Raw genomic sequence first — 24,236 nt, 5'->3', positions numbered from 1 at the left:
ATCAACAGACCGTGAGGAGATACTACATGACAACCCAATGGACGACATCCGCCATTAATGCCATTCAGGCCGATTATCAGCGCAGTGCGGATACCCACCTGATCCCGCTGGAATTACCCGTTTACCCGGGGGTTTCATTATATCTCAAGGATGAAAGTACTCACCCGACAGGCAGTCTGAAGCACCGCCTGGCACGTTCGCTTTTCCTGTACGGCCTGTGTAACGGCTGGATCCGCGAAGGCACACCGGTCATTGAGGCATCATCAGGCAGCACCGCTGTCTCAGAAGCTTACTTTGCCCGCCTGCTCGGCCTGCCGTTTATTGCCGTTATGCCGCGCTGCACCGCGCGCCGTAAAATTGAACAGATTGAGTTCTACGGCGGACAGTGCCACTTTGTGGACAGCAGCGCTCAGATCTATGCGGAATCCGAACGTCTGGCCCGTGAAACCGGCGGCCACTATATGGATCAGTTCACCTATGCCGAACGTGCCACTGACTGGCGCGGCAACAATAATATCGCCGAAAGCATTTACCGCCAGATGTCACGGGAAGCCCATCCGGTTCCGCGTTACATTGTGATGAGTGCGGGCACCGGCGGTACATCAGCCACCCTCGGCCGGTTTATCCGCTACCAGGGACATGATACAAAACTGATTGTTGTTGATCCTGAAAACTCCGTTTTTCATGACTGCTACCATCAGAAATGCTCACATCTGCGCTGCGATACCGGCAGTAAGATTGAGGGTATCGGCCGTCCGCGCGCAGAGCCGTCCTTTATTCCCGGTGTGATTGATGATGTGCTTAAAGTCAGTGATAAGTGCAGTATCGCCACCCTGTACTGGCTGGAAAAACTGCTCGGACGCCGTACCGGCGCTTCCACCGGCACCAATGTCTGGGGTGCGCTGCAACTGGCGAAACAGATGCATGAACAGAAACAGACCGGCTCCATTGTCACGCTGATCTGTGACAGCGGCGAACGTTATCCTGACACTTATTACAATCCGGAATGGGTAGCGGAAAATATCGGTGATCTGACTGACGCACAGGCAACACTACCCAAATGGTGATGCAGCCGTTACCATAAACCTCATCTTTTTATAATGAGGTTTACCGATGAAACGTGCTGTGGTCGTATTCAGTGGCGGGCAGGACTCCACAACCTGCCTGATTCAGGCGCTCCGTAACTATGATGAAGTGCATTGTGTGACGTTTGATTACGGACAGCGCCATAGTCAGGAAATAGATGTCGCCCGTAAACTCAGCCTGAAACTGGGTGCGGCAGCGCATAAGGTGCTGGATGTTTCCCTGCTGAATGAACTGGCGGTCAGCAGCCTGACCCGCGATAACATCCCGGTGCCGGGGTTCTGCGAAAGTGAACAGAGTGATATTCCGAATACCTTTGTTCCCGGACGGAATATACTGTTTCTGACCCTGACAGCGATTTATGCGTATCAGGTCAATGCAGAAGCCATTATCACCGGTGTATGTGAAACCGATTTTTCCGGTTACCCGGATTGCCGTGACGAATTTGTCAAAGCCCTCAATAAAGCGGTTAACGCCGGTCTGGCCCGCGATATCCGCTTTGAAACCCCGCTGATGTGGCTGGATAAAGCGCAGACCTGGGCTCTGGCCGATTATTACGGACAACTGGACACCGTCCGCACAGAGACGCTCACCTGCTATAACGGTATTCAGGGGGATGGTTGCGGGGAGTGTGCCGCCTGTCATCTGCGCCGCAACGGGCTGGACAACTACCTTGCTGATCGCAGTGCTGTTATGGCCGCCATGAAAAAAATCACCGGCCTGCAATAAGCGCCTGTTACGCCCGGTGACCGGCCGGGCGTTTTTCTGTCCTTCGGCTCATCAGCTCTCTTTCGGTCCTGTCAGCAATTCAAATTTATCGCGGATTTCCCCTTCAATCGGGATCGCTTTACCGGTTTTCATATTAATAAAGACAAAAGTTACTTCCGCATCCGCCACAACCTGCTTATCTTCCTGACGGGTAATGATCTGTTTGAGAACACCGCTTTTCTGCCCGGCATGCTGTAAATAACTGTCGATGACCAGCCGCTCTCCCACATAGACCGGTAACCGGTAGTTAATATTGATATTCACCACCACCACAGCAATATCCATCTGTTTAAACCAGCGGTATGCATCATAGCTTTCCAGCCAGTCCCAGCGGGCAGCCTCCAGAAACTCCAGGTAACGCGCATTATTCACATGTCCGAAGGCATCAATATGGTAGCCAATCACTTTAATTGTGGTGCTCATAATATTTCTCCCTTTACTCTGTTTCCGGTATTCCCTTCCCCGTCAGCCCGGGGAAGGGAAATCAGCTTCTGCTGATATTACAACGCTATCTTATCGCTGTTCATCGTAAAAAGGCGCTCACCAATACCATATACATCTTTCAGTTGTTCCGCAGAAGTAAATGGTCCGTTTTCCGTGCGGTACTCCACAATCCGCTGTGCTTTTTTCGGCCCGATACCGCTCAGTTCCCGTGCCAGTTCTTCCGCTGTGGCGGTGTTAATACTGATACGGTTTGTGTCCTGTGCAGCAGACGGCTGAACCTGCGTACTTTCCGCCGGTTGTGCCACCTGAGCCAGAGAGGAGGTACTGAAAAAACCGCCGGTTAACAGCGCTGATGTTAATAATAATGCAGATGTCCATTTTGTTTTCATGCTATTTCTCCTTTTGTGTTTAGCACAAAGCGGAGTGTCGCAAAAATTTTTTCTGCCGGGGGATTTTCAGAACAGAAATGCGAAAGGCTGCGAACGCAGCCTTTCGGGAGATGTAACACGACATTTTATTTTTCGGTACAGATCGAAAAATTTTAGTCCATATTTCTCACATCAATATCTGCGTTGGCACGCAGGTTCAGCAGTAATGATTCCAGTTCAGTGGATGCCATCTGCTGACGCAATACTGTGCGCAGCTCAGTTTTTTCCTGATCGGTTGCAGTACCGGCAGTGACTTTATCGAGCTGAATCAGAACAATATTGCCCTTGCCGTCAATGGTGCGGCTGTAGGTCGGTTTACCGTCCGCCGGATGCGGCTGGGTAAAGGCAGCATTGATAACCGGATCTGACGGATTCAGGCGCTGAACGGTCTGTTCTGCACCGAATTTCACACCGGCTTCTGTTAACGCCGCGTCACCTTTACCTTCTTTCAGTGCCGCCAGCAGTTTATCCGCTTCCGCATTCAGTGCGGCTTCAGCTTTACCGCGTTTGACCAGCGCGCTGATATCAGATTTTACTTTCTCAAACGGCTCTGTTGCTTCCGGACGGTACTCATCAACACGGACAACAAATGCACGATCACCGGAGACAGTAATGATATCAGAGTTAGCACCGGACGGCCCTTTCTCATCAAACAGTCCGTTTTCCGTTAAGGCTTTTAACACTTCCGGATAGTTGATCGCGTCCGGCAGGTTATTCAGTGCAAACCAGTCGGTCTGTACGGCTTTAACGTTTGTCGCCTGCTCAACACCCATCAGGGATTCGTTATCATTCGCTGCGGCTTCACTGGCTTTCTGCTGGAGGTCAAAGAACGCTTTGCTTGCGGCTTCGCCTTTCGCCAGACGGGTCACTTCGTCTTTCACATCCGCCAGTGGTTTAACGGTTTCCGGCTCATACACATCGAGACGGAAAATTGCGTAGCCGTTATCCACTTTCAGGATTTCTGAAACCTGACCGGCAGCTTTCAGCCCGGCATCTTTGATTTCAGGGATAAGCGCGGCATCTTCCATCCAGCCGATCACACCGCCGTTACGGGCAGTCAGTTTATCGGTGGATTTTTCTTTTGCCAGGGTTTTGAAATCTGCCCCGTTTTTCAGTTCATTCAGTACGGCTTTGGCATCATCTTCCGTCGCCAGCATGATCTGGCTGTACTCGCCTTTTGCCGGCACGGTGAAGCGAGGGATATTTTTGTCGTAGTAGTCCTGAATCTGTTCTTCCGTAACGCTGGTGTTGTCCTGGATATTTGCGGCATCCAGCTCAACAAAACTGATTTTTAACGCCTGCGGTGCGATGAAATTGTTTTTATTCTTCGCGTAATAAGCCTGCAGCTCTTCATCGGTTGCGGTCTGTTTTTCCTGTGCGGAAGCCAGATCCAGTGTTGCGGTACGGATAGTGCGCGACTGGAGTAAAACCGCTGCGGCATTGGTCACTTCAGAATCCAGCACAAACGAATCACGTACAAACGGCTGAACCAGCTGAGCCTGAATCATCTGCTTGCGCAGATAGGCTGCATAGGCGTCACCCGTGATACCGTTACGGGACAGGAACGTGCCGTAAGCATCCTGGCTGAACTGACCGTTAACCATAAAATCAGGTTCCTGACGAATCGCGTTAATGATCTGCTCATCGCTGACAGTGATGCCTAATTTCTGTGCATACTGTTCCAGCAGAATGGTGTCGATCATCTGGTTCAGCGCCTGAGAACGAATCTGTTTAACACCCTGTTCGGTACTGACTAACTGCGAGAACAGGTCACCCAGCTGAGCCTGCTGGCGGTTACGCTCTTCCTGGAAGGCGCGCTCTAACTGCTGGACCGATATTTCAGTATCGTTCACTTTGGCAGCATAGTTAGAACCGCTGACGAGGTAACCACCGACACCTGTCAGAATAAATGACAGGATAATGATGGCGAAGACAATTTTAATCACAGGGTTGTTCGCCGCTGTGCGCAGGTTTTCCATCATAAGAAATCCAAACTCCGCTTTGGTAAAAGAAAAATCAGGTCAGGGGAAATTATGCCCTAAAACAAAAAAAAGCGCATCATTCTGATGCGCTTCCTGTTTAGCTTTATACGGTTTTTGTGCCCGGGACAGATAAATATCCCGGTGCCTGAGGAAAAACTCAGCCGTTTACTGCGTCTTTAAGACCTTTACCTGCACGGAAAGCCGGGACTTTCGCTGCGGCGATTTTGATCTCTTTGCCGGTCTGCGGGTTACGGCCTGTACGTGCTGCGCGCTCACGAACAGTGAAAGTACCGAAACCAACCAGAGCCACATCATCCCCGCCTTTCAGAGAATCAGTTACTGAACCAATAATTGCATCTAACGCGCGACCAGCCGCAGCTTTAGAAATATTAGCGTCTGCAGCAATTTTATCGACCAATTGTGACTTATTCACTATTATCATCCCCTTTCAGAATTTTCGGCCCGGATTTACGAAGTATGTTCCTGACAGCCACAGCCGTTATATCAAGCCTTTTCGCTCTTGGCAAGATTGCAGACTTCGCATATTTCGTAAGAATGTTCGCTAAATTAGCGGGACAAAAAAAGGCTGACAAGTCCGAAAGTACCTGTCAGCCCTTTATTTATCTGAACTTCTTGACGCAGGTCACTATTTCCTACGCTTTTTTACTTACCACTTCCATGCCGAAAGCAGGATTCACTAAGGCAAGTGAAAGAACTTCATCTATTGTTTTAACCGGATGAATATCCAGATCCGCTTTTACGTTATCCGGAATTTCTTCCAGATCGCGGCGGTTTTCATCAGGAATCAGAACAGTCTTAATGCCGCCGCGGTGTGCTGCCAGCAGTTTTTCTTTCAGACCACCGATAGGCAGAACCAGACCACGCAGGGTAATTTCCCCGGTCATCGCCACATCAGCACGTACCGGGTTACCGGTCAGTGCGGAAACCAGTGCGGTACACATCGCGGTACCGGCACTCGGGCCGTCTTTCGGTGTTGCGCCTTCCGGAACGTGGACGTGAATGTCACGTTTTTCATAGAAATCATTGTTGATCCCTAATTTATCCGCACGGGCACGTACCACGGTTAACGCTGCCTGGATAGATTCCTGCATCACTTCACCCAGTGAACCGGTGTAGGAGAGTTTTCCTTTGCCCGGAACCGCTGCGGTTTCGATGGTCAGCAGGTCACCACCGACTTCTGTCCACGCCAGACCGGTTACCTGACCCACGCGGTTTTCAGTGTCTGCACGGCCGTAATCCACTTTCTGCACGCCGAGGTAATCTTTCAGGTTATCCTGATTAATTTCGATGTGTTTCAGTGTTTTATCCATCAGCAGTTGTTTCACCGCTTTACGGCACAGTTTGGAGATTTCACGCTCCAGTCCGCGCACACCGGCTTCACGGGTGTAATAACGGATGATGCCGAGGATCGCACTGTCATCAATGTGCAGCTCGGTTTTCTTCAGCGCGTTACGTTCAATCTGCTTCGGCAGCAGGTGACGTTTGGCGATGTTGAGTTTTTCATCTTCCGTATAACCGGACAGACGGATCACTTCCATACGATCCAGCAGTGGTGCCGGAATATTCATGGAGTTGGACGTCGCGACAAACATCACGTCGGACAGATCGTAATCCACTTCCAGGTAGTGATCGTTAAACGCGATATTCTGTTCCGGATCCAGCACCTCAAGCAGTGCGGAGGCCGGATCACCGCGCATATCCGATGACATTTTGTCAATTTCATCCAGCAGGAACAGCGGGTTTTTCACACCGACTTTTGCCATTTTCTGGATCAGTTTACCCGGCATAGAACCGATGTAGGTACGACGGTGACCACGGATTTCCGCTTCATCACGTACGCCGCCCAGCGCCATACGGACATATTTACGGCCGGTTGCACGGGCAATAGACTGTCCCAGTGAGGTTTTACCCACCCCCGGCGGTCCGACGAGACACAGGATCGGCCCCTTGATTTTACTGACACGGCTCTGAACCGCCAGATATTCAAGGATACGCTCTTTCACCCGCTCCAGGCCGTAATGGTCACTGTCGAGGATTTCCTGCGCCTTAATCAGGTCTTTTTTCACCTTGCTGCGCTTAACCCACGGAACCTGAACCATCCAGTCGATATAGCTGCGGACAACAGTCGCTTCCGCAGACATCGGGGACATCATTTTCAGTTTCTGTAATTCAGCTTCCGCTTTCTCTTTTGCCTCTTTCGGCATCTGCGCTTCTTCGATTTTACGTTTCAGCGCTTCCGCTTCATCCGGCGCGTCATCCATCTCACCCAGTTCTTTCTGGATAGCTTTCATCTGCTCATTGAGATAGTACTCGCGCTGGCTTTTTTCCATCTGCTTTTTGACGCGGTTACGGATGCGTTTCTCAACCTGTAACAGATCGATTTCCGATTCCATCATCGCCATCAGATACTCGAGACGCTCAACCACATCTGCCATTTCCAGTACAGACTGTTTGTCCTGTAATTTCAGTGTCATATGGGAAGCGATAGTGTCAGCCAGTTTGGCGACATCTTCGATACTGTGCAGGGAGGTCAGGACTTCCGGCGGGATCTTTTTATTCAGTTTGATATAGCCTTCAAACTGGTTGATCGCCGTGCGCAGCAGTACTTCCTGCTCACGCTCGTCCACAACAGGGGATTCCATCAGCTCTGCCTGGGCAGAGAAGAAATCACCGTTGTCACTTAATGTTTTGATATGCGCACGTTGCAGGCCTTCGACCAGCACTTTTACGGTGCCGTCCGGCAGTTTCAGCATCTGTAATACAGACGCGACTGTCCCGACGGAAAATAAATCATTGACGCCCGGTTCATCCGTTGACGCTTCTTTTTGTGCAACCAGCAGCACTTTTTTATCCATATCCATCGCTGTTTCCAGGCAATGGATAGATTTTTCGCGCCCGACAAATAAAGGAATAACCATGTGGGGGTAGACCACCACATCGCGCAAAGGCAGTACCGGGATTTCAATGCGTTCAGCACGCTCAGGATTCATAGAGCACTCTCTTCGTTTAGCTTACGCCTTGTTGGGAACGTCGTGAAACGCGTTATCACGGGTTCCACTCCATAGAATGATCAATATATGGGGATGCATTTCTCACATTCAACACTTTATTTAGTAAGAAAAGCAAAATGAGGGAAAATTCCCTCATTTGGTTAATATTGATAACAACTGCGCTAACTTTCCGTTACTCGCCGGAAACCTGAGCTTCCGGTTTACGGTAAATCAGCATCGGTTCGGTCTGATTGGTTATCACGTTCTCATCAATAACCACTTTTTCAACATTTTCCATCGATGGTAAATCATACATTGTGTTGAGCAATGCCGCCTCAACGATGGAACGCAGACCACGGGCACCGGTTTTACGGTTCATCGCTTTTTTCGCGATGGCAATCAGTGCTTCACGGCGGAACTCCAGTTCAACATCTTCAATGCTGAACAGTGCCTGATACTGTTTGGTTAATGCGTTTTTCGGCTCCTGAAGGATCTGAATCAGCGCATCTTCACTCAGTTCACCGAGCGTTGCCACCACCGGCAGACGACCGATAAATTCCGGGATCAGACCAAATTTGATCAGATCTTCCGGTTCAACCTGAGCCAGTAATTCACCTTCCGTTGCTTTGTCTTTCTCGCCGCGTACTTCCGCACCGAAACCGATACCGGAACGGGTGTTCAGACGCTGGCCGACCACTTTATCCAGACCGGCAAATGCCCCGCCGCAGATAAACAGAATTTTCGAGGTATCAACCTGTAAAAATTCCTGCTGCGGATGTTTGCGCCCGCCCTGCGGCGGAACAGCTGCAATCGTACCTTCAACCAGTTTCAGCAGCGCCTGCTGAACGCCTTCACCGGACACATCACGGGTAATCGACGGGTTATCTGATTTGCGGGAGATTTTATCGATTTCATCAATATAGACGATACCGCGCTGTGCTTTCTCCACATCATAGTCGCATTTCTGTAAAAGCTTCTGAATGATGTTTTCCACGTCCTCGCCCACATAACCGGCTTCAGTCAGTGTGGTCGCATCCGCCATTGTGAACGGCACATCCAGGTAGCGGGCCAGTGTTTCAGCCAGCAGGGTTTTACCGCTGCCGGTCGGGCCGATCAGCAGGATATTACTTTTACCCAGTTCCACGCCGTCAGCGGTTTTATCGCCGTTGCGCAGACGTTTGTAGTGGTTGTATACCGCGACTGCCAGCACTTTTTTAGCCAGTTCCTGACCAATGACATAATCATCGAGGTGCTGACGAATTTCATGAGGAGTCGGCAGTTCACTGCGTTCACTGCCCCGGGCCGGGATCAGATCTTTAATTTCTTCACGGATAATATCGTTGCATAAATCAACGCATTCATCACAGATATACACTGACGGGCCGGCAATCAGTTTTTTAACCTCATGCTGACTTTTTCCGCAGAAAGAGCAGTACAGCAGCTTTCCTGAACCGTCTTTGCGTTTGTCTGTCATCAGTAAACCTCACTTAATCAGTACAGCTCACAACCCGTGAGCTGCAAAAAAATATCACAGCACCGCTGTACCCTGCCACCCGGCAGAATACGGGCAGTACCGGTGTTACTTACCGGTGTGTGTAAATATGGTCAACCAGACCGTATTCCTGCGCTTCTGTCGCGGACAGGAAGCGGTCGCGCTCGGTATCGCGCTGAATTTCCTCAACGGATTTACCGGTATGGTGAGCTAATAAATCATTCATGCGCGCTTTCACTTTCAGAATTTCCTGAGCATGAATTTCAATATCAGTAGCTTGTCCCTGATAGCCGCCCAGCGGCTGGTGAATCATCACGCGGGAGTTAGGCAGACAGTAACGTTTGCCCGGCGCACCTGCCGTCAGTAAGAAAGCGCCCATTGAGCAGGCCTGGCCTACGCAGATGGTGCTGACCTGCGGTTTAATAAACTGCATGGTGTCATAAATAGACATCCCTGCGGTGATCACGCCGCCCGGTGAGTTGATATAAAGACTGATGTCTTTTTCCGGGTTCTCAGCTTCCAGGAAGAGTAACTGTGCCACGATCAGGTTTGCCATATGATCTTCAACCTGACCGGTTAAAAAGATAATACGGTCTTTTAATAAACGGGAATAGATATCGTAGGAGCGTTCACCACGTGAAGTCTGCTCGATAACCATCGGCACCAGCGCCATGTTGGGTGCGAAAGTATCCTGATTGTCGTGATATGACATGTCCATCTCCTGATTGAATTTTATTGGTGCCTGGCGGATACCGGTTATTTTACTTGAGATCCGGTGAGATGACCATGCGCTATACGCGATTCGATCATGCACACGCTGTCCGGCAGAGACCCTGTATGGCAAATATGGGGGATAACCACCGCAGTTTTCAAGGAATATTGTCAGAAATGACAAAAAAACCGCAGGCAATATACATTGCCTGCGGTTTTAATCAGATAAACAGCCTTCGGCCGTTCACAAAGAGAGAGGATTAACCTGCTGCCTGAACCTGGTTCATCAGGTCAGTGAAGCCGGTTTCTTTATCTGTCACTTTTGCTTTCGCCAGAACAGTCTCAACAGCCTGCTCTTCCAGTGCCAGATTACGGATACCGTCCATCATCTGTTTGTTTTTGTTGTAGTATTCTACAACTTCAGCCGGATCTTCGTACGCTGATGCCATTTCTTCGATCAGTGCATTAACGCGATCATCTTCAGCTTTCAGTTCGTTAGAAGAAATCACTTCACCTAACAGCAGACCAACCATAACACGGCGTTTAGCCTGACCTTCAAACAGTTCGCGAGGCAGTTCCATCGCCTGTTTTTCAGAGCCGCCGAAACGCTGTGCCGCCTGACGGCGCAGTTCTTCGATTTCGCTGTCAACAGCCGCTTTCGGTACATCGATTTCGTTTGCTTTCAGCAGACCATCGATAACCTGGGATTTGATACGGTTGCGTACTGCATTTTTCAGTTCGCGTTCCATATTTTTGCGGATTTCCGCTTTCAGACCTTCCAGGGAACCGTCACCGATACCGAAACGTTTGATGAATTCTTCAGTCATTTCCGGCAGTTCGCGCTCTTCCACTTTTTTCAGGGTGATAGCGAATTTCGCTGCTTTCCCTTTCAGGTTTTCAGCGTGGTAATCTTCAGGGAAAGTGACGTCGATTTCGAATTCTTCACCGGCTTTGTGACCCACAACACCGTCTTCGAAGCCCGGGATCATGCGGTTCTGGCCCATGACCAGGACGAAATCAGATGATTTGCCGCCTTCGAACTCTTCGCCGTCAACAGAACCGGTGAAGTCGATAGTAATGCGATCGTCAGCTTTTGCCGCGCCTTCAATGACTTTCCACTCAGCCTGCTGCTTACGCAGAGTTTCAACCATACCGTCGATATCTTCGTCTTTAACGGTAACAACCGGTTTTTCAACTTCGATTGTTTCCAGACCTTTCAGCTCAACTTCAGGGAAGACTTCAAACTCAACAGTGTAAGTGAAATCCTGACCTTCTTTGTACGGCTCATCGACTTTATAGTCCGGTGCACCGACAGGATTGATTTTGTTTTCGATGATCGCGCTGACAAAGTTACGTGACATCAGGTCGCTCAGTGCATCCTGAACCGCCACATCGCCGTAACGCTGTTTGATGATGTTATGCGGCACTTTACCTTTACGGAAACCGTCGATACGTGCTTTTTTGGCGATTTCAGCTAATTGTTTATTTACTTCTTTGTCAATGTCGGCTGCAGGAACGGTGATTAATACACGACGCCCAAGGCCTTCAGTCGTTTCAACAGAAACTTGCATCTTATTACCTCAAAAAAGTCTATTGCTCGGTCAACTCCAGATCTCACACCGGCCCGATGCCTGTGTGAAACGATAATGAACCGGGGCGGTCGCATTTAAAAACCGAGTTCCCTTATATTCAGAAGCGTCCCGAAACCATACGGAATTTCAGACGCGACATTATAGCGATGCTGACAGGCCGCGTCGAGAAGTGCAGACAAAAGAGTCTGAAATTCACTCTTTTTCTGTTAAATTTTGTGCTGTACGCTGCTTTTTCACCCAACAAGCCGCTTACTTTCCGCCACCGTGGCAGCGCGGGGACGGATTCACCTGACCCTGACTGTGATTCCACTCATCCGGGGTATAAGTATGCAGCGCCAGCGCGTGAACCCCGCCCGCCAGTTCATCCGCCAGCAGGGTGTACATATGACGGTGACGTGCAACAGGGCGCATCCCCGCAAAAGTCTCACTGACCACCACCACCTTAAAATGGGTTTCCGATCCTGCCGGAACATTGTGCTGACCACTCTCATTCACCACATCAATATAATGAGGGACAAGTGCATGATTCAGTTTTTCTTCAATACGCTGCTGCATCACAGCAGGAAATGATGCCGACATAACTATCCTTCCGGTCAATACTGGCTTTCAGAGAAAGCCCAGTGTAGTGAGTTTTTTATCAAAATCCATACCATTCACGGATAAAGCCGATTATCATCATGCGTTAAGCCGAACACTCACACCCCGGCGTTGATCCGGTGCTGTGGCTGACTTCAACAACCTGTAACGGATTCATATTATGTTGAAAAAATACCTCCTCCCGCTGTTCGCAATGCTTTTACTGGCCGGGTGTCAGGCGCCGTCCAACACCCTGTCTATTGAACCGGTGATGAAATTACCGTCTGCGGACCCGACTCTTGGTGCCGCCACTATTTCGATTACCGGTGTCGACAAGCGCTCTTCGCAGACACTGGCTGAATTCAGCCGTAACGGCCAGCTGGCACAGCTGCGTCCGTCCCGTGACCTGCGTTTCCTGATGCAGGAAACCCTGGAAAAACAGATGACCGCACGCGGTTTTATGATTGGGTCACCGGCAAACGCTAATGTGCAGATCGCCATCAATACCTTTAAGGCAGATGTGCAGGAAGGCAGTGTCCGCCATAATATCACCGTCAATATCGATATTACCGTTCTGGCCACCGCGCAGAATAACAGCACAAAGAGCCGGACATTCCGCACCAGTTATAATGTGCAGGGACCGTTCAGTGCCAGTAACGAAAAAATCACTGATGCCTTTAACCGCGCACTCAGCGATATCGTCGCGGACATGGCTCTGGATACCCAAATCAGCCAGTTCATTAAGCAAAATACCCGCTACTAATCTGCCGTGCCGCCCGCAGCCGGATAACGCCGGGCGGCCTGCTGTTTTCAGTCACTGTGAATGCACCGCAGCCTGCGGTGTGTGAGGATAATCATGCTCCGGAGTATTTGGGCGACATACAGCCAGCGTAATGCCCGTATTCTTTTACTGCTCGGTTTCGCATCCGGACTGCCGCTGGCGCTGACCAGCGGCACACTCCAGGCCTGGATCACCGTCGAAAACGTGGATATCAGAACCATCGGCTTTTTCACCCTTGTCAGCCAGGCCTATGTTTTTAAGTTCCTGTGGGCGCCGTTTATGGATCGCTATCAGCTGCCGTTCCTCGGACGCCGCCGCGGCTGGATGATCGCCACACAACTCCTGCTGGTTGTCAGTATTGCCGGTATGGGGATGCTGAAACCGACGGAACACCTCTGGTGGCTGGCTGCGGCAGCGGCGATAGTCGCCTTCTGCTCCGCATCACAGGACATCATTTTTGATGCTTATAAAACCGACCTGCTGTCCGCGAAAGATCGCGGCACCGGGGCGGCAATATCAACCTTAGGTTACCGGCTTGCAATGCTGCTCTCCGGCGGGCTGGCACTGTTTATCGCCCACCGCTATACCGGCTGGCAGAATATGTACCTGCTGATGGCGGGACTGATGCTGATCGGTGTGTTCGCCACGCTGATAGCGAAAGAACCGGAAACCGATGCCCCGCCGCCGCGCACACTGCGTGAAGCGGTACGGGAACCGCTGGCCGAGTTTTTCTCCCGCAATAATACCTGGCTGCTGTTACTGCTGATTGTGCTTTACAAGATGGGTGATGCGTTTGCCCTGACACTCAGCACGCCGTTTCTGATCCGGGGCGCCGGGTTCGGTCCTGATGAAGTGGGGCTTATCAACAAAACCCTGGGGCTGGCCGCGACGATTGTCGGTGCCCTGTACGGCGGTTATCTGATGCAGCGCTGGAGCCTGTTTAAGTCACTGATGTTTTTCGGGATTTTGCAGGGATTCTCCAACCTCGGCTACTGGGTGCTGTCCGTCACACCACAAAATATCTATATGATGGGCGGTGTGGTGTTTATCGAAAATATCTGCGGCGGGATGGGGACAGCGGCTTTTGTCGCCCTGCTGATGACGCTCTGTAACCGCTCATTCTCCGCCACGCAGTTTGCCCTGCTCTCCGCGCTGTCAGCGGTCGGCCGTGTCTATACCGGGCCTTTTGCCGGCTGGATGGTGGAAACCTACAACTGGAGCTGGTTCTATCTGTTCACTGTGTTTGCCGCTGTTCCGGGATTGCTGCTGCTGATGTTGTGCCGCAAGACATTGCTTTACACTCAGAAAACGGAGCAGTTTCTGCCGAGGCGGCACTTCCGCAACGGCTACCGGACGGCGATGTCGCTGCTGGGGATAACAGCCGTGCTGTTCACCGCCAGCCTGATCCTCCTGCTGACCGGTGTATTTGAACTGACCCCGGGCTTTATTCCGGATACGCTGAAAGGTGACCTGTTTATTTACGGCCTGAATATCGGTATTGCCGGGTTGTTCCTCGGCGGGCTGCTCGATTATTGTGCACTTCGCCGCGATAAACTGGCCTGATCGGCTGTCACGAATATCAGAAAAAATTCAATCAAAAGTTTATAAAGCCGGTTTTAACCGGCTTTTTTTATTCCTGACTTTAGACATTGGTCACAATTTCTGTAATTTATTTCTTGAAATTACATTCAAAACCACAAATACATCACATCACCCATTTTCCTTTTTGTGCCCCCGGCCTATATTCGCGCTGTTACTTCTGACTTCTTTACTCTTTAACGACCAAATAAACAGCTAAAAAATTATGAAAAAAACGACTATTGCAGCCCTGATCGCTGCAACCGCCGCGTTTTCTGCGCAGGCTGAATATCAGTGGGGATTTGCTAACGTCAGCATGAACTATCTGGACTGGACTCCGCATACCACCCACAAGAGCGGTAACAGCTCGCATAAAGATGACTTTGCGTATCTGGAGCTTGAGGGCGGTGCCGGTTTTACCTGGGGTGAGCTCTACGGTTTCTTCGACCTCGAGAATGCATTCAACAGTAAAAACGATTCCGATGCCGGAGATAACCAGCGTTACACCTTCAAATCCACCGCACGTATCTACCTGGGTGATACCGGTTTTAACGCTTACGGCCATGTTTACGGTACCTATTCCCTGCCGGGCAACGGTGGTAACTTCCATGAAGTAAACACCCTGTACGGTATCGGTTATAACACCGAATTCAACGGATTATGGTTCAAACCATTTGCGGCGCTGCACTATGTTGATCAAACATTTTACAGCGGTAACAACGGTTATGTCCTCGGCTGGGTTGCCGGTTATGACTTTAACCTGTGGGATGAAAAATTCAGTATCACCAACTGGAACGAAATTGAGCTGAACCGTAACGAACACTACGGCAACGGCGGGCGCGACGGTGTCAACGGTGCGCTGGCCTTATGGTGGACACCGGTTCCGTCAGTAACAACCGGCATTCAGTACCGCTATGCGGATAACAAACTGGGTGAAGATTTCTACCAGCAGGCTGTGGTTTACAGCATAAAATATAACTTCTAGATCACATTTTTTCACTGCGGAGGGCAAAAACCCTCCGTATTTTTACCAAGAAACTGTTTCTGAACAAAAAATTTTCACCATTACATCACATAAAGTGTAATAATCAGTGTCTCATCCTTTCGGTATTTCCTTCCTTAATCTAAGCTTAAATATAAATTTGTCTCGTGATTGTTAAATTTGTGATTTTTATTTCACGAATTAACAAAAATCGGATTACTTGTGATCCTTTTAACATAAAGAGGCAACAAACCAACCAATCTTATTACATATATTTACACTGATCTTACCTTGCCGTAATATGTGCGGACTGATGAAACGACAAGAGTACTTAAGTACCTTTGTTTTTGGGGTCGTTGGATGAGACTTATGAACTACAAAAAGAGTATTGGGGTAATCTCGCTGCTCGCATCTGCACTTTTGCTGGGCGGATGCGATATGGCACTGATGAACCCGAAAGGCACTATCGGTGCTGAGCAAAAAACACTGATTTTAACCGCCATTGGTCTGATGCTCATTGTGGTTATTCCGGTCATTATCATGGCAATCGTTTTTGCCCTGCGTTACCGGGAAAGCCAGAAAGCAACTTACCGTCCTGACTGGGCGCATTCCAATAAAATTGAGCTGGTCGTCTGGACTGTTCCGATTATTATCATTCTGATCCTGGGTACCATTACATGGAAAACCACCCATGAACTGGACCCGTACAAGCCACTGGTCAGTGACCAGGAGCCTGTCACCATCCAGGTTATCTCAATGGACTGGAAATGGTTATTTATCTATCCGGATCAAGGTATTGCTACTGTCAATGAGATCGCATTCCCTGTCGGTGTTCCTGTCAATTTCAAAATCACCTCTGATTCTGTGATGAATTCATTTTTCATCCCGCAGTTAGGCGGACAGATTTATGCAATGGCAGGTATGCAGACCAAACTGCATCTGATTGCTGAAGAGCCGGGCGTGTACAAAGGCATTTCTGCCAGTTACAGCGGTCACGGTTTCTCTGACATGAAATTTACCGCCACAGCCACACCGACACGCGAAGCCTTTGATGAGTGGGTTGCGAAGGTGAAAGCCTCACCGGACACCCTGAACACCACCGAAGCGTTTGACGCGCTGGCAAAACCGAGTGTGAATAACCCGGTTGTCTATTTCTCAACTGTCAAACCAAACCTGTTTGTGGATACCATTAACAAATTTGGTCACAGCGGCCACGGTGCCGGAAAGACACAGGAAGGCGAAAGCCATTCAATGATGAACATGAGCGCAGATGAACACAGCAGCCATACGCCTGCAGCTCATGCCGGGAATGAGGGGTAAAGCATGTTCGGAAAATTAACACTGGATGCCATCCCCCTGCATGAGCCTATCGTTGTTATTACGGTACTGGGTATCATTCTGGGTGGTGCTGCACTTGTCGGTCTTATCACCTACTTCCGCAAATGGACGTGGTTATGGACTGAATGGTTAACAACTGTTGACCACAAAAAAATCGGTATTATGTACATCATCGTTTCAATGGTGATGCTGATCCGTGGTTTTGCTGACGCCATTATGATGCGCGCCCAGCAGGCCCTTTCGTCTGCCGGTGAAGCCGGATTCCTGCCGCCTGAACACTACGACCAGATCTTTACCGCCCACGGCGTTATTATGATCTTCTTCGTGGCGACACCGTTTGTTGTCGGCCTGATGAACCTGGTCGTGCCGTTACAGATCGGCGCACGTGACGTTGCCTTCCCGTTCCTGAACTCCCTGAGCTTCTGGTTCTTTATGGTCGGTGTGATCCTGGTGAACCTCTCTCTGGGTATCGGGGAATTTGCACAGACCGGCTGGCTGGCCTATCCGCCGCTGTCGGGACTGGAATATAACCCGGGCGTCGGGGTCGATTACTGGCTGTGGAGTCTTCAGATATCCGGTATCGGTACCTTACTGACCGGGGTTAACTTCTTCGCCACCGTACTGCGTATGCGCGCACCGGGTATGTCGATGATGAAAATGCCGGTCTTTACCTGGGCGGCATTCTGTACCAACATCCTGATTATCGCCGCGTTCCCGATTCTGACCGTGACCTTAACCGGTCTGACCCTTGATCGTTACATGGGCACCCATTTCTTCACCAATGATATGGGCGGCAACATGATGATGTACATCAACCTGGTGTGGGCATGGGGTCACCCGGAAGTCTATATCCTGGTTCTGCCGGTCTTCGGGGTCTTCTCTGAAGTCACTGCGACATTCTCGAAAAAACGCCTGTTCGGCTATACCTCACTGGTATGGGCAACCATCGCGATTACGGTTCTGTCCTTTATCGTCTGGCTGCACCACTTCTTTACCATGGGCTCCGGTGCAAACGTCAACGCCTTCTTCGGTATCGCCACGATGATCATCTCCATTCCGACCGGGGTGAAGATATTCAACTGGCTGTTTACCATGTATCAGGGCCGTATCGAGTTCAAAACCCCGATGCTCTGGACGGTCGGCTTTATTATCACCTTCTCCGTCGGTGGTATGACCGGGGTTCTGCTGGCAGTACCGGGCGCAAACTTTGTCCTGCATAACAGTCTGTTCCTGATTGCACACTTCCATAACGTCATCATCGGTGGTGTGGTCTTCGGATGCTTCGCCGGTACCGCTTACTGGTTCCCGAAAGCGTTCGGTTTCACCCTGAACGAAAAATGGGGTGTCCGTGCATTCTGGTGCTGGTTCATCGGTTTCTTTGTTGCCTTTATGCCGGTTTACGTGCTGGGCTTCATGGGAATGACCCGCCGTATCAGCCAGAACATTGACCCGACTTTCCACACTATGCTGTTAATCGCAGCCGTCGGCGTGGCCATCATCGGTGTCGGTATTCTGTGCCAGGTCATTCAGTTCTATGTCAGTATCCGTGACCGCAACCAGAACCGTGACGTCACCGGTGACCCGTGGGGCGGCCGCACACTGGAGTGGGCAACCTCTTCACCTCCGCCGTTCTATAACTTCGCTGAAGTGCCGGATGTTCAGTCCCGTGATGAGTGGTGGGATATGAAAGAAAAAGGCACCGCCCATAAACGCCCTGCAAAATATGAAGAAATTCATATGCCGAAAAACACGGCAGCAGGTGTGATTATCGCCGGTTTCAGCCTGATCTTTGGTTTCGCCATGATCTGGCATATCTGGTGGCTCGCGATTGTCGGTTTCGCCGGCATGATCGTCACCTGGATTGTGAAAAGCTTCGACGAAGATGTGGATTACTATGTTCCTGTGGCTGAAGTCGAAAAAATCGAAAACGCCCACTACGAACAACTGAGCAAGGCAGGTGTGGATAATGTCAACTAATACCCTGACTCAACATAATAACGCCCATGATAATCATGGGCATCACGATGCAGGTGCGACCAAGGTCTTCGGATTCTGGGTCTATCTGATGAGTGACCTGATTCTGTTTGCGAGTCTGTTCGCCATTTATGTGGTGCTGAAAGACGGCACCGCCGGCGGACCGTCCGGCAAAGAAATCTTTAACTTACAGTTTGTACTGGTGGAAACCTTCCTGCTGTTATTCAGCAGTATCACCTACGGCTTTGCCATGCTGGCAATGAACCGCAATCAGGTGGGTCAGGTTAATCTGTGGTTATTTGTGACATTCCTGTTCGGCCTCGGCTTCGTGGCGATGGAAATTTACGAATTCCATGAATTAATCAGCGAAGGTTACGGCCCGGATCGCAGCGGCTTCCTGTCCGGTTTCTTCACCCTGGTGGCAACACACGGTCTTCACGTCACTGCCGGCCTTATCTGGATCATTATCATGATCATCCAGACCAGCCGCCGCGGACTGACCGAGGTGAATAAAACCCGTCTGAACTGCTTAAGCCTGTTCTGGCACTTCCTGGACGTGGTCTGGATTTGTGTGTTCACCGTTGTTTATCTGTTGGGGGCACTGTAATGAGTCATTCAAATACAGCCGGTACCGGGGCAAGCCACGGTAGTGTGAAAACCTATCTGATCGGCTTTATATTGTCGGTCATTCTGACAGTCATCCCGTTCTATATGGTGATTGAGGGAACCGCCTCAACGTCTGTACTGCTGGCGACTGTTGTGATTACTGCTGTTGTTCAGATTCTTGTTCACCTGGTGTGCTTCCTGCACATGAATACCGCGTCTGAAGAGCGCTGGAACCTGATTGCGTTCCTGTTTACGCTCCTCATTATCGGTATCGTGGTCGTGGGTTCACTGTGGATTATGTACAACCTGAACATCAATATGATGGTTGATTAAGAGTTGCCGATATGATGAAGCAATACCTGCAAGTGACCAAACCGGGAATTATTTTCGGAAATTTAATTTCTGTGGTCGGGGGATTCCTGCTCGCCTCCAAAGGTGACATTGATTACCCTCTGTTCATTGCGACATTGCTCGGTGTCTCGCTGGTCGTGGCCTCCGGTTGTGTTTTTAACAATTACATCGACCGCGACATCGACTCCGTCATGGAACGCACGAAAAACCGCCCTCTGGTAAGAGGGCTTATTGACCCGAAAATCAGTCTGGTTTATGCCTCTGTGCTGGGTATTGCCGGCATGGTGCTGCTGTTAGTGGCAGCCAATGTGGTGGCAATGCTGATTGCTGTTGTCGGCTTTGTGGTTTATGTCGGGGTTTACAGCCTGTACATGAAACGCAAATCGGTCTACGGCACACTGGTCGGCAGCCTGTCCGGTGCCGCTCCGCCGGTTATCGGCTACTGCGCAGTGACCGGCCAGTTTGATACCGGCGCACTGATCCTGCTGTTAATCTTCAGTTTATGGCAGATGCCGCACTCCTACGCGATTGCCATCTTCCGTTTCAAAGATTACCAGGCGGCCAATATCCCTGTACTGCCGGTGATTAAAGGTATTTCTGTGGCGAAAAACCACATTATCCTGTACATCATCGCCTTTATGTTTGCCACACTGATGCTCGCCATCAGCGGGTATGCGGGATATAAGTACCTGATTGTCGCAGCGGCAGTCAGTGTCTGGTGGCTCGGCATGGCATTATCGGGCTATAAAACAACGAACGATCGCCTCTGGGCACGTAAGTTGTTCGTGTTCTCCATTGTCGCTATCACATCACTCAGTGTGATGATGTCTGTTGACCCAAGCGTCTCCGGCGATGTTCTGCTGGCCTACAGCCGTTAACACACACTTTCTGTAATAACAAAATGGCAGGGCTTCCCTGCCATTTTGTGTTTAGTAAAAACCACAAATCTCATTAGAATGTGGTGTCTGTTTTTTTGAGGTTATCCCATGAACGATAATAAAATGACTCCGGTTGAGCGTCGCGCGACCTGGGGCTTAGGCTCGGTATTTTCTCTGCGCATGCTCGGCATGTTCATGGTATTACCTGTTATCACCACATTCGGACTCGATTTTAAAGACGCCACCAGCACACTGATAGGTTTTGCCATCGGCGTCTACGGCCTGACACAGGCTATCTTCCAGATCCCCTTCGGCCTGCTTTCTGACAAAATCGGCCGTAAACCGCTGATTATCGGCGGGCTGATTATCTTTATGGCGGGCAGTATTGTTGCCGCACTCAGCCACTCTATTTACGGCGTGATTGCCGGACGGGCGCTTCAGGGCGCGGGCGCGATCTCCGCCGCTGTCATGGCATTACTGTCCGATACCACCCGTGAACAAAACCGCACCAAAGCGATGGCCTTTATCGGGATCAGCATCGGAATCACCTTTGCGGTCGCCCTGGTACTCGGACCGGTACTGGCGGATATCATCGGCCTGTCCGGCCTGTTCTGGGGTATTGCCCTGCTCGCGTTTCTCGGTATCCTCGTCACGCTGTATGTGGTGCCGGACAATAAAGAGCACCGCCAGAACCGGGAAACTGCCGTGGTAAAAGGCGCAATTAAACAGGTTCTGATGGATAAACAGCTCGCGCGGCTGAATTTCGGTATCCTCGCACTGCACACTCTGCTGATGGCGACCTTTGTCGCCCTTCCTCTGGTGATGAGTGATGCCGGGCTGGCGCGGGAGTCCCACTGGAAAGCGTATCTGTACACGATGCTGATAGCCTTCGTGTCTGTGCTGCCGTTTATTATTTATGCGGAAAAATACCGCAAAATGAAGCAGGTTTTTGTCAGTTGCGTGATCATGATGGCGCTGGCAGAAATATTATTCCTGCTGGCAGGTAAAAACCTCTGGCTGCTGTACGGCGGATTGCAGATCTTCTTTATTGCGTTCAATGTGATGGAAGCGATTCTGCCGTCACTGATCAGCAAAGAAGCCCCGGCCGGCTACAAAGGAACGGCCATGGGGATCTACTCCACCAGCCAGTTTATCGGCGTGGCACTGGGCGGCAGTCTCGGCGGCCTGCTCTACAGCATTAATGGCGCACTGGCTGTTTTCGGCGGTGGTCTGGTACTGACACTTATCTGGCTGGCTGTCAGCCTGACACTGCGTCAGCCGCCGTATGTCAGCAGTCTGCGTCTGGAATTACCGGAAAATGACGTGAATCATCCGGATATTGCTGCAAAATTGCGCGAACAGCCGGGTGTATGTGATGTGGTGATTATTGCGCAGGAACGGGCGGTGTATGTGAAAACGGATACCAAACTGTCAAACCGCAAGCAACTCGAGGCGGTTCTGCAGGGCTGAACAGAAACCGGCAACCATGCTGATGCGGGTTGCCGGATAACACTCAGTCGCGGAAGTTTTTAAACTGGAAAGGCTGCCCCAGTTTCCCGTTGCGAACCAGTGCCATAACAGACTGTAAATCATCACGGGATTTGCCGGTCACACGAACCTCTTCTCCCTGAATCTGTGTCTGTACTTTCAGTTTGCTGTCTTTGATCAGCTTGACGATTTTTTTCGCCAGCGCACTGTCGATCCCCTGTAACAGCGTTGCCTCAACACTGTACAGCTTGCCGCTGTGAACAATCTCATCCGGAACGGTCAGAGACGCGCCGTCAATCCCGCGTTTTGCCAGTTTTTCCCGCATAATATCAACCAGCTGATTGACCTGGAAATCAGATTCACTGGTCATCTTAACACTGTTATTTTTTTCATTGAGCTCAATCGTGGCGGTAATGTTGCGGAAATCCCAGCGACTGGTCACTTCACGCTGTGCGTTTTCCACGGCATTGCGCACTTCATGTAATTCAACTTCAGAAACAATATCAAATGATGGCATCGGAAGACCTCCCTATATTCAACTGACCGGCATGATACCGGGTTTATCAGACCAACAAAAGCACTATATTTCCCGCTATATTTACTAAGGTGCAAACGGACAAAAAGTGGTACTATTCAGTGATATTGCTCACATCTTTTTCGCTGTCCGGAGTCCTTATGAAAATAACAGTACTGGGTTGCGGCGCAATCGGGAAACTCTGGCTCGCTGCACTGTCAGGCAGTCATGAGGTGCAGGGATGGATGCGTATTCCCGAGCCTTACCTGAATGTAAATATTGATTCTCTGAACGGAGAGCCGTTTTACGGGCAATTTACCACAAATGATCCGGAATTCCTTGCGCAAACCGAATTACTGCTGGTTTGCCTGAAAGCCTGGCAAACCTCCGAAGCCGTTAATCAATTACTGCCGAAAATCCCGGAATCCTGTCCGGTACTGCTGCTGCACAATGGTATGGGCGTGGCGCGTGAGTTATCCCGCTGTCCGAACCCGCTGCTGACCGGCATCACCTCCCACGCTGCATTTGAAGAAGACGGCCTGCTGCACCACAGCCGCCGCGGACTGACACACATAGGCCCTGTGAATGAACGTGCCCGTGATTATGGTCATCTGGCAGATATTCTGCACGACGCCCTGCCGGATGTGGCCTGGCATGATGAAATCGATGCCGCCTGCTGGCAAAAACTGGCCGTGAACTGTGTGATCTCCCCGCTGACCGTTATCTACGACTGCAAAAATGGTGAGCTGATGTCACACCTGCCGCAAATCCGGGTGCTGTGTGATGAAGTTGCGGAAGTGATGCTGCGTGAAGGTATTCATACAGACGGTGATGATATCTATGAATATATTCTTCATGTGATTGAAAAAACCGCCGATCACAGCTCGTCCATGCGCCGGGATATTCTTTACGGCCGTTATACCGAAATTGATTACATTACCGGCTATCTGCTGCAACGAGCCCGCTATCACGGGATTTTGCTGCCGGAACATATTCATGTTTACAGCCTCGTCAAACAAAAAGAGGAACAAAATGCCCCCTTCAGTTCTCATTTGTCTCGCTGACGGCTGCGAAGAAACCGAAACCGTCACCACCGCAGATCTCCTGGTGCGTGCCGGTATTACTGTCACACTCGCCAGTGCCAATGATGACGGCAGCTGTCTGATCACCGGTTCACGCGGGATCCGTATTATGGCCGATGTACCGCTGGTACGGGTGGCGGATACCCCGTTTGACGCCATTGTGCTGCCGGGCGGCCTGAAAGGTGCGGAAAATCTGCGTGACAGCCCGCTGGTAATCGAAAAAATCCGCCGCATGCATTGTGACGGACACATTGTTGCGGCCATCTGCGCGGCACCGTCTGTTATTCTGGTGAGCCACAATCTGTTCCCGCTTGGCAATATGACCGGTTATCCGGCGCTGGAAGATAAAATACCGGCGAAACAATGGGTGAATCAGCGGGTGTATTTTGATGAGCGCGTTAATTTACTGACCAGTCAGGGTCCGGCTACCGCTATCGATTTTGCTCTGCGCCTGACTGAACGCCTGTGCGGGCAGGAAACTGCCGCGAGAGTGGCGGCTGAATTAGTGCTGCCGCCGGGGATTTGGGATTATCAGGATACCCCCTACCGCACACTGGCGGACAACAAATAAAAAAAC

General features: G+C 50.5%; 23 protein-coding genes. 13 read left to right on the top strand and 10 right to left on the bottom strand.

The window, feature by feature from the left end; translation table 11 throughout:
- Positions 1–26: 26 nt before the first annotated feature.
- Both AAZR23_RS11355 and queC read left to right on the top strand, forming a co-directional pair.
- Positions 27–1,067, top strand: coding sequence for a PLP-dependent cysteine synthase family protein (locus AAZR23_RS11355; protein ID WP_046893172.1), 1,041 nt, complete (start codon positions 27–29; stop codon positions 1,065–1,067).
- Positions 1,068–1,113: 46 nt separating this feature from the next.
- The gene (queC, locus tag AAZR23_RS11350) at positions 1,114–1,812 is read left to right on the top strand and encodes a 7-cyano-7-deazaguanine synthase QueC (protein ID WP_046893171.1); all 699 of its coding nucleotides are present in this window, start codon (positions 1,114–1,116) and stop codon (positions 1,810–1,812) included.
- Positions 1,813–1,863: 51 nt separating this feature from the next.
- On the opposite strand, the gene AAZR23_RS11345 is transcribed toward queC, so the two are convergent.
- The 9 genes from AAZR23_RS11345 to bolA all read right to left on the bottom strand — a co-directional run bounded on the left by AAZR23_RS11345 (position 1,864) and on the right by bolA (position 12,090).
- The gene (locus tag AAZR23_RS11345) at positions 1,864–2,274 is read right to left on the bottom strand and encodes an acyl-CoA thioesterase (protein ID WP_166708469.1); all 411 of its coding nucleotides are present in this window, start codon (positions 2,272–2,274) and stop codon (positions 1,864–1,866) included.
- A gap of 77 nt (positions 2,275–2,351) precedes the next feature.
- Positions 2,352–2,684, bottom strand: coding sequence for a ComEA family DNA-binding protein (locus AAZR23_RS11340; RefSeq protein WP_166708470.1), 333 nt, complete (start codon positions 2,682–2,684; stop codon positions 2,352–2,354).
- A gap of 152 nt (positions 2,685–2,836) precedes the next feature.
- Positions 2,837–4,705, bottom strand: coding sequence for a peptidylprolyl isomerase (gene ppiD / locus AAZR23_RS11335; RefSeq protein ID WP_166708471.1), 1,869 nt, complete (start codon positions 4,703–4,705; stop codon positions 2,837–2,839).
- Between the two features lie 157 nt (positions 4,706–4,862).
- Positions 4,863–5,138: a nucleoid-associated protein HU-beta gene (gene hupB, locus AAZR23_RS11330; protein WP_004240390.1), complete on the bottom strand. Its 276-nt coding sequence runs from the start codon at positions 5,136–5,138 to the stop codon at positions 4,863–4,865.
- A 220-nt stretch (positions 5,139–5,358) separates the two neighbouring features.
- The gene (lon, locus tag AAZR23_RS11325) at positions 5,359–7,716 is read right to left on the bottom strand and encodes an endopeptidase La (protein WP_046893167.1); all 2,358 of its coding nucleotides are present in this window, start codon (positions 7,714–7,716) and stop codon (positions 5,359–5,361) included.
- A gap of 193 nt (positions 7,717–7,909) precedes the next feature.
- Positions 7,910–9,190, bottom strand: coding sequence for an ATP-dependent protease ATP-binding subunit ClpX (gene clpX / locus AAZR23_RS11320; protein ID WP_004236456.1), 1,281 nt, complete (start codon positions 9,188–9,190; stop codon positions 7,910–7,912).
- Positions 9,191–9,299: 109 nt separating this feature from the next.
- The gene (gene clpP, locus AAZR23_RS11315; RefSeq protein WP_046893166.1) at positions 9,300–9,920 is read right to left on the bottom strand and encodes an ATP-dependent Clp endopeptidase proteolytic subunit ClpP; all 621 of its coding nucleotides are present in this window, start codon (positions 9,918–9,920) and stop codon (positions 9,300–9,302) included.
- Positions 9,921–10,179: 259 nt separating this feature from the next.
- Positions 10,180–11,490 (bottom strand): trigger factor, encoded by a 1,311-nt coding sequence (gene tig, locus AAZR23_RS11310; RefSeq protein WP_046893165.1) that lies wholly within the window; start codon positions 11,488–11,490, stop codon positions 10,180–10,182.
- Positions 11,491–11,760: 270 nt separating this feature from the next.
- Positions 11,761–12,090 carry a transcriptional regulator BolA gene (gene bolA, locus AAZR23_RS11305; RefSeq protein ID WP_247717267.1) on the bottom strand — a complete coding sequence of 110 codons (330 nt, stop codon included), beginning with the start codon at positions 12,088–12,090 and terminating at the stop codon, positions 11,761–11,763.
- Positions 12,091–12,268: 178 nt separating this feature from the next.
- Here bolA and AAZR23_RS11300 point away from each other — a divergent pair, with 178 nt between their 5' ends.
- The 9 genes from AAZR23_RS11300 (at position 12,269) to AAZR23_RS11260 (ending at position 22,045) form a co-directional block, all read left to right on the top strand.
- The gene (locus AAZR23_RS11300) at positions 12,269–12,850 is read left to right on the top strand and encodes a YajG family lipoprotein (protein ID WP_371005018.1); all 582 of its coding nucleotides are present in this window, start codon (positions 12,269–12,271) and stop codon (positions 12,848–12,850) included.
- A 93-nt stretch (positions 12,851–12,943) separates the two neighbouring features.
- Entirely contained in the window at positions 12,944–14,431 is a 1,488-nt protein-coding gene (gene ampG, locus AAZR23_RS11295) for a muropeptide MFS transporter AmpG (RefSeq protein ID WP_166708474.1), read from the top strand.
- Positions 14,432–14,672: 241 nt separating this feature from the next.
- On the top strand, positions 14,673–15,431 hold the full coding sequence (locus AAZR23_RS11290) for an outer membrane protein OmpK (RefSeq protein WP_434692653.1): 759 nt from the start codon (positions 14,673–14,675) through the stop codon (positions 15,429–15,431).
- A gap of 357 nt (positions 15,432–15,788) precedes the next feature.
- The gene (gene cyoA, locus AAZR23_RS11285) at positions 15,789–16,748 is read left to right on the top strand and encodes a cytochrome o ubiquinol oxidase subunit II (RefSeq protein WP_046893160.1); all 960 of its coding nucleotides are present in this window, start codon (positions 15,789–15,791) and stop codon (positions 16,746–16,748) included.
- Between the two features lie 3 nt (positions 16,749–16,751).
- Positions 16,752–18,743: a cytochrome o ubiquinol oxidase subunit I gene (gene cyoB / locus AAZR23_RS11280; RefSeq protein ID WP_046893159.1), complete on the top strand. Its 1,992-nt coding sequence runs from the start codon at positions 16,752–16,754 to the stop codon at positions 18,741–18,743.
- A complete protein-coding gene (locus AAZR23_RS11275; protein ID WP_107678502.1) occupies positions 18,733–19,347 on the top strand; it encodes a cytochrome o ubiquinol oxidase subunit III in 615 nt (204 codons plus the stop codon). The genes cyoB and AAZR23_RS11275 overlap by 11 nt, the downstream gene beginning before the upstream one ends.
- Entirely contained in the window at positions 19,347–19,679 is a 333-nt protein-coding gene (locus AAZR23_RS11270) for a cytochrome o ubiquinol oxidase subunit IV (protein ID WP_004236445.1), read from the top strand. The genes AAZR23_RS11275 and AAZR23_RS11270 overlap by 1 nt, the downstream gene beginning before the upstream one ends.
- 11 nt (positions 19,680–19,690) lie before the next feature.
- Entirely contained in the window at positions 19,691–20,575 is an 885-nt protein-coding gene (gene cyoE, locus AAZR23_RS11265; RefSeq protein WP_046893157.1) for a heme o synthase, read from the top strand.
- Positions 20,576–20,683: 108 nt separating this feature from the next.
- Positions 20,684–22,045 carry an MFS transporter gene (locus tag AAZR23_RS11260; protein ID WP_434692647.1) on the top strand — a complete coding sequence of 454 codons (1,362 nt, stop codon included), beginning with the start codon at positions 20,684–20,686 and terminating at the stop codon, positions 22,043–22,045.
- A 43-nt stretch (positions 22,046–22,088) separates the two neighbouring features.
- Here AAZR23_RS11260 and AAZR23_RS11255 read toward each other — a convergent pair whose 3' ends face one another.
- Positions 22,089–22,580 carry a YajQ family cyclic di-GMP-binding protein gene (locus AAZR23_RS11255; protein ID WP_046893155.1) on the bottom strand — a complete coding sequence of 164 codons (492 nt, stop codon included), beginning with the start codon at positions 22,578–22,580 and terminating at the stop codon, positions 22,089–22,091.
- A gap of 158 nt (positions 22,581–22,738) precedes the next feature.
- Between AAZR23_RS11255 and panE the strand changes: the two genes are divergently transcribed.
- Both panE and yajL read left to right on the top strand, forming a co-directional pair.
- A complete protein-coding gene (panE, locus tag AAZR23_RS11250; RefSeq protein WP_218426594.1) occupies positions 22,739–23,641 on the top strand; it encodes a 2-dehydropantoate 2-reductase in 903 nt (300 codons plus the stop codon).
- Entirely contained in the window at positions 23,610–24,230 is a 621-nt protein-coding gene (gene yajL / locus AAZR23_RS11245) for a protein deglycase YajL (protein WP_434692645.1), read from the top strand. Before panE ends, yajL begins: the two co-directional genes overlap by 32 nt.
- The last annotated feature ends 6 nt before the right edge of the window (positions 24,231–24,236 follow it).

Source organism: Morganella sp. Je.2.23 (assembly GCF_051129855.1).
Taxonomy (GTDB): Bacteria; Pseudomonadota; Gammaproteobacteria; order Enterobacterales; family Enterobacteriaceae; genus Morganella; species Morganella sibonii.
This window is presented reverse-complemented; position numbering and strand designations above follow the sequence as displayed.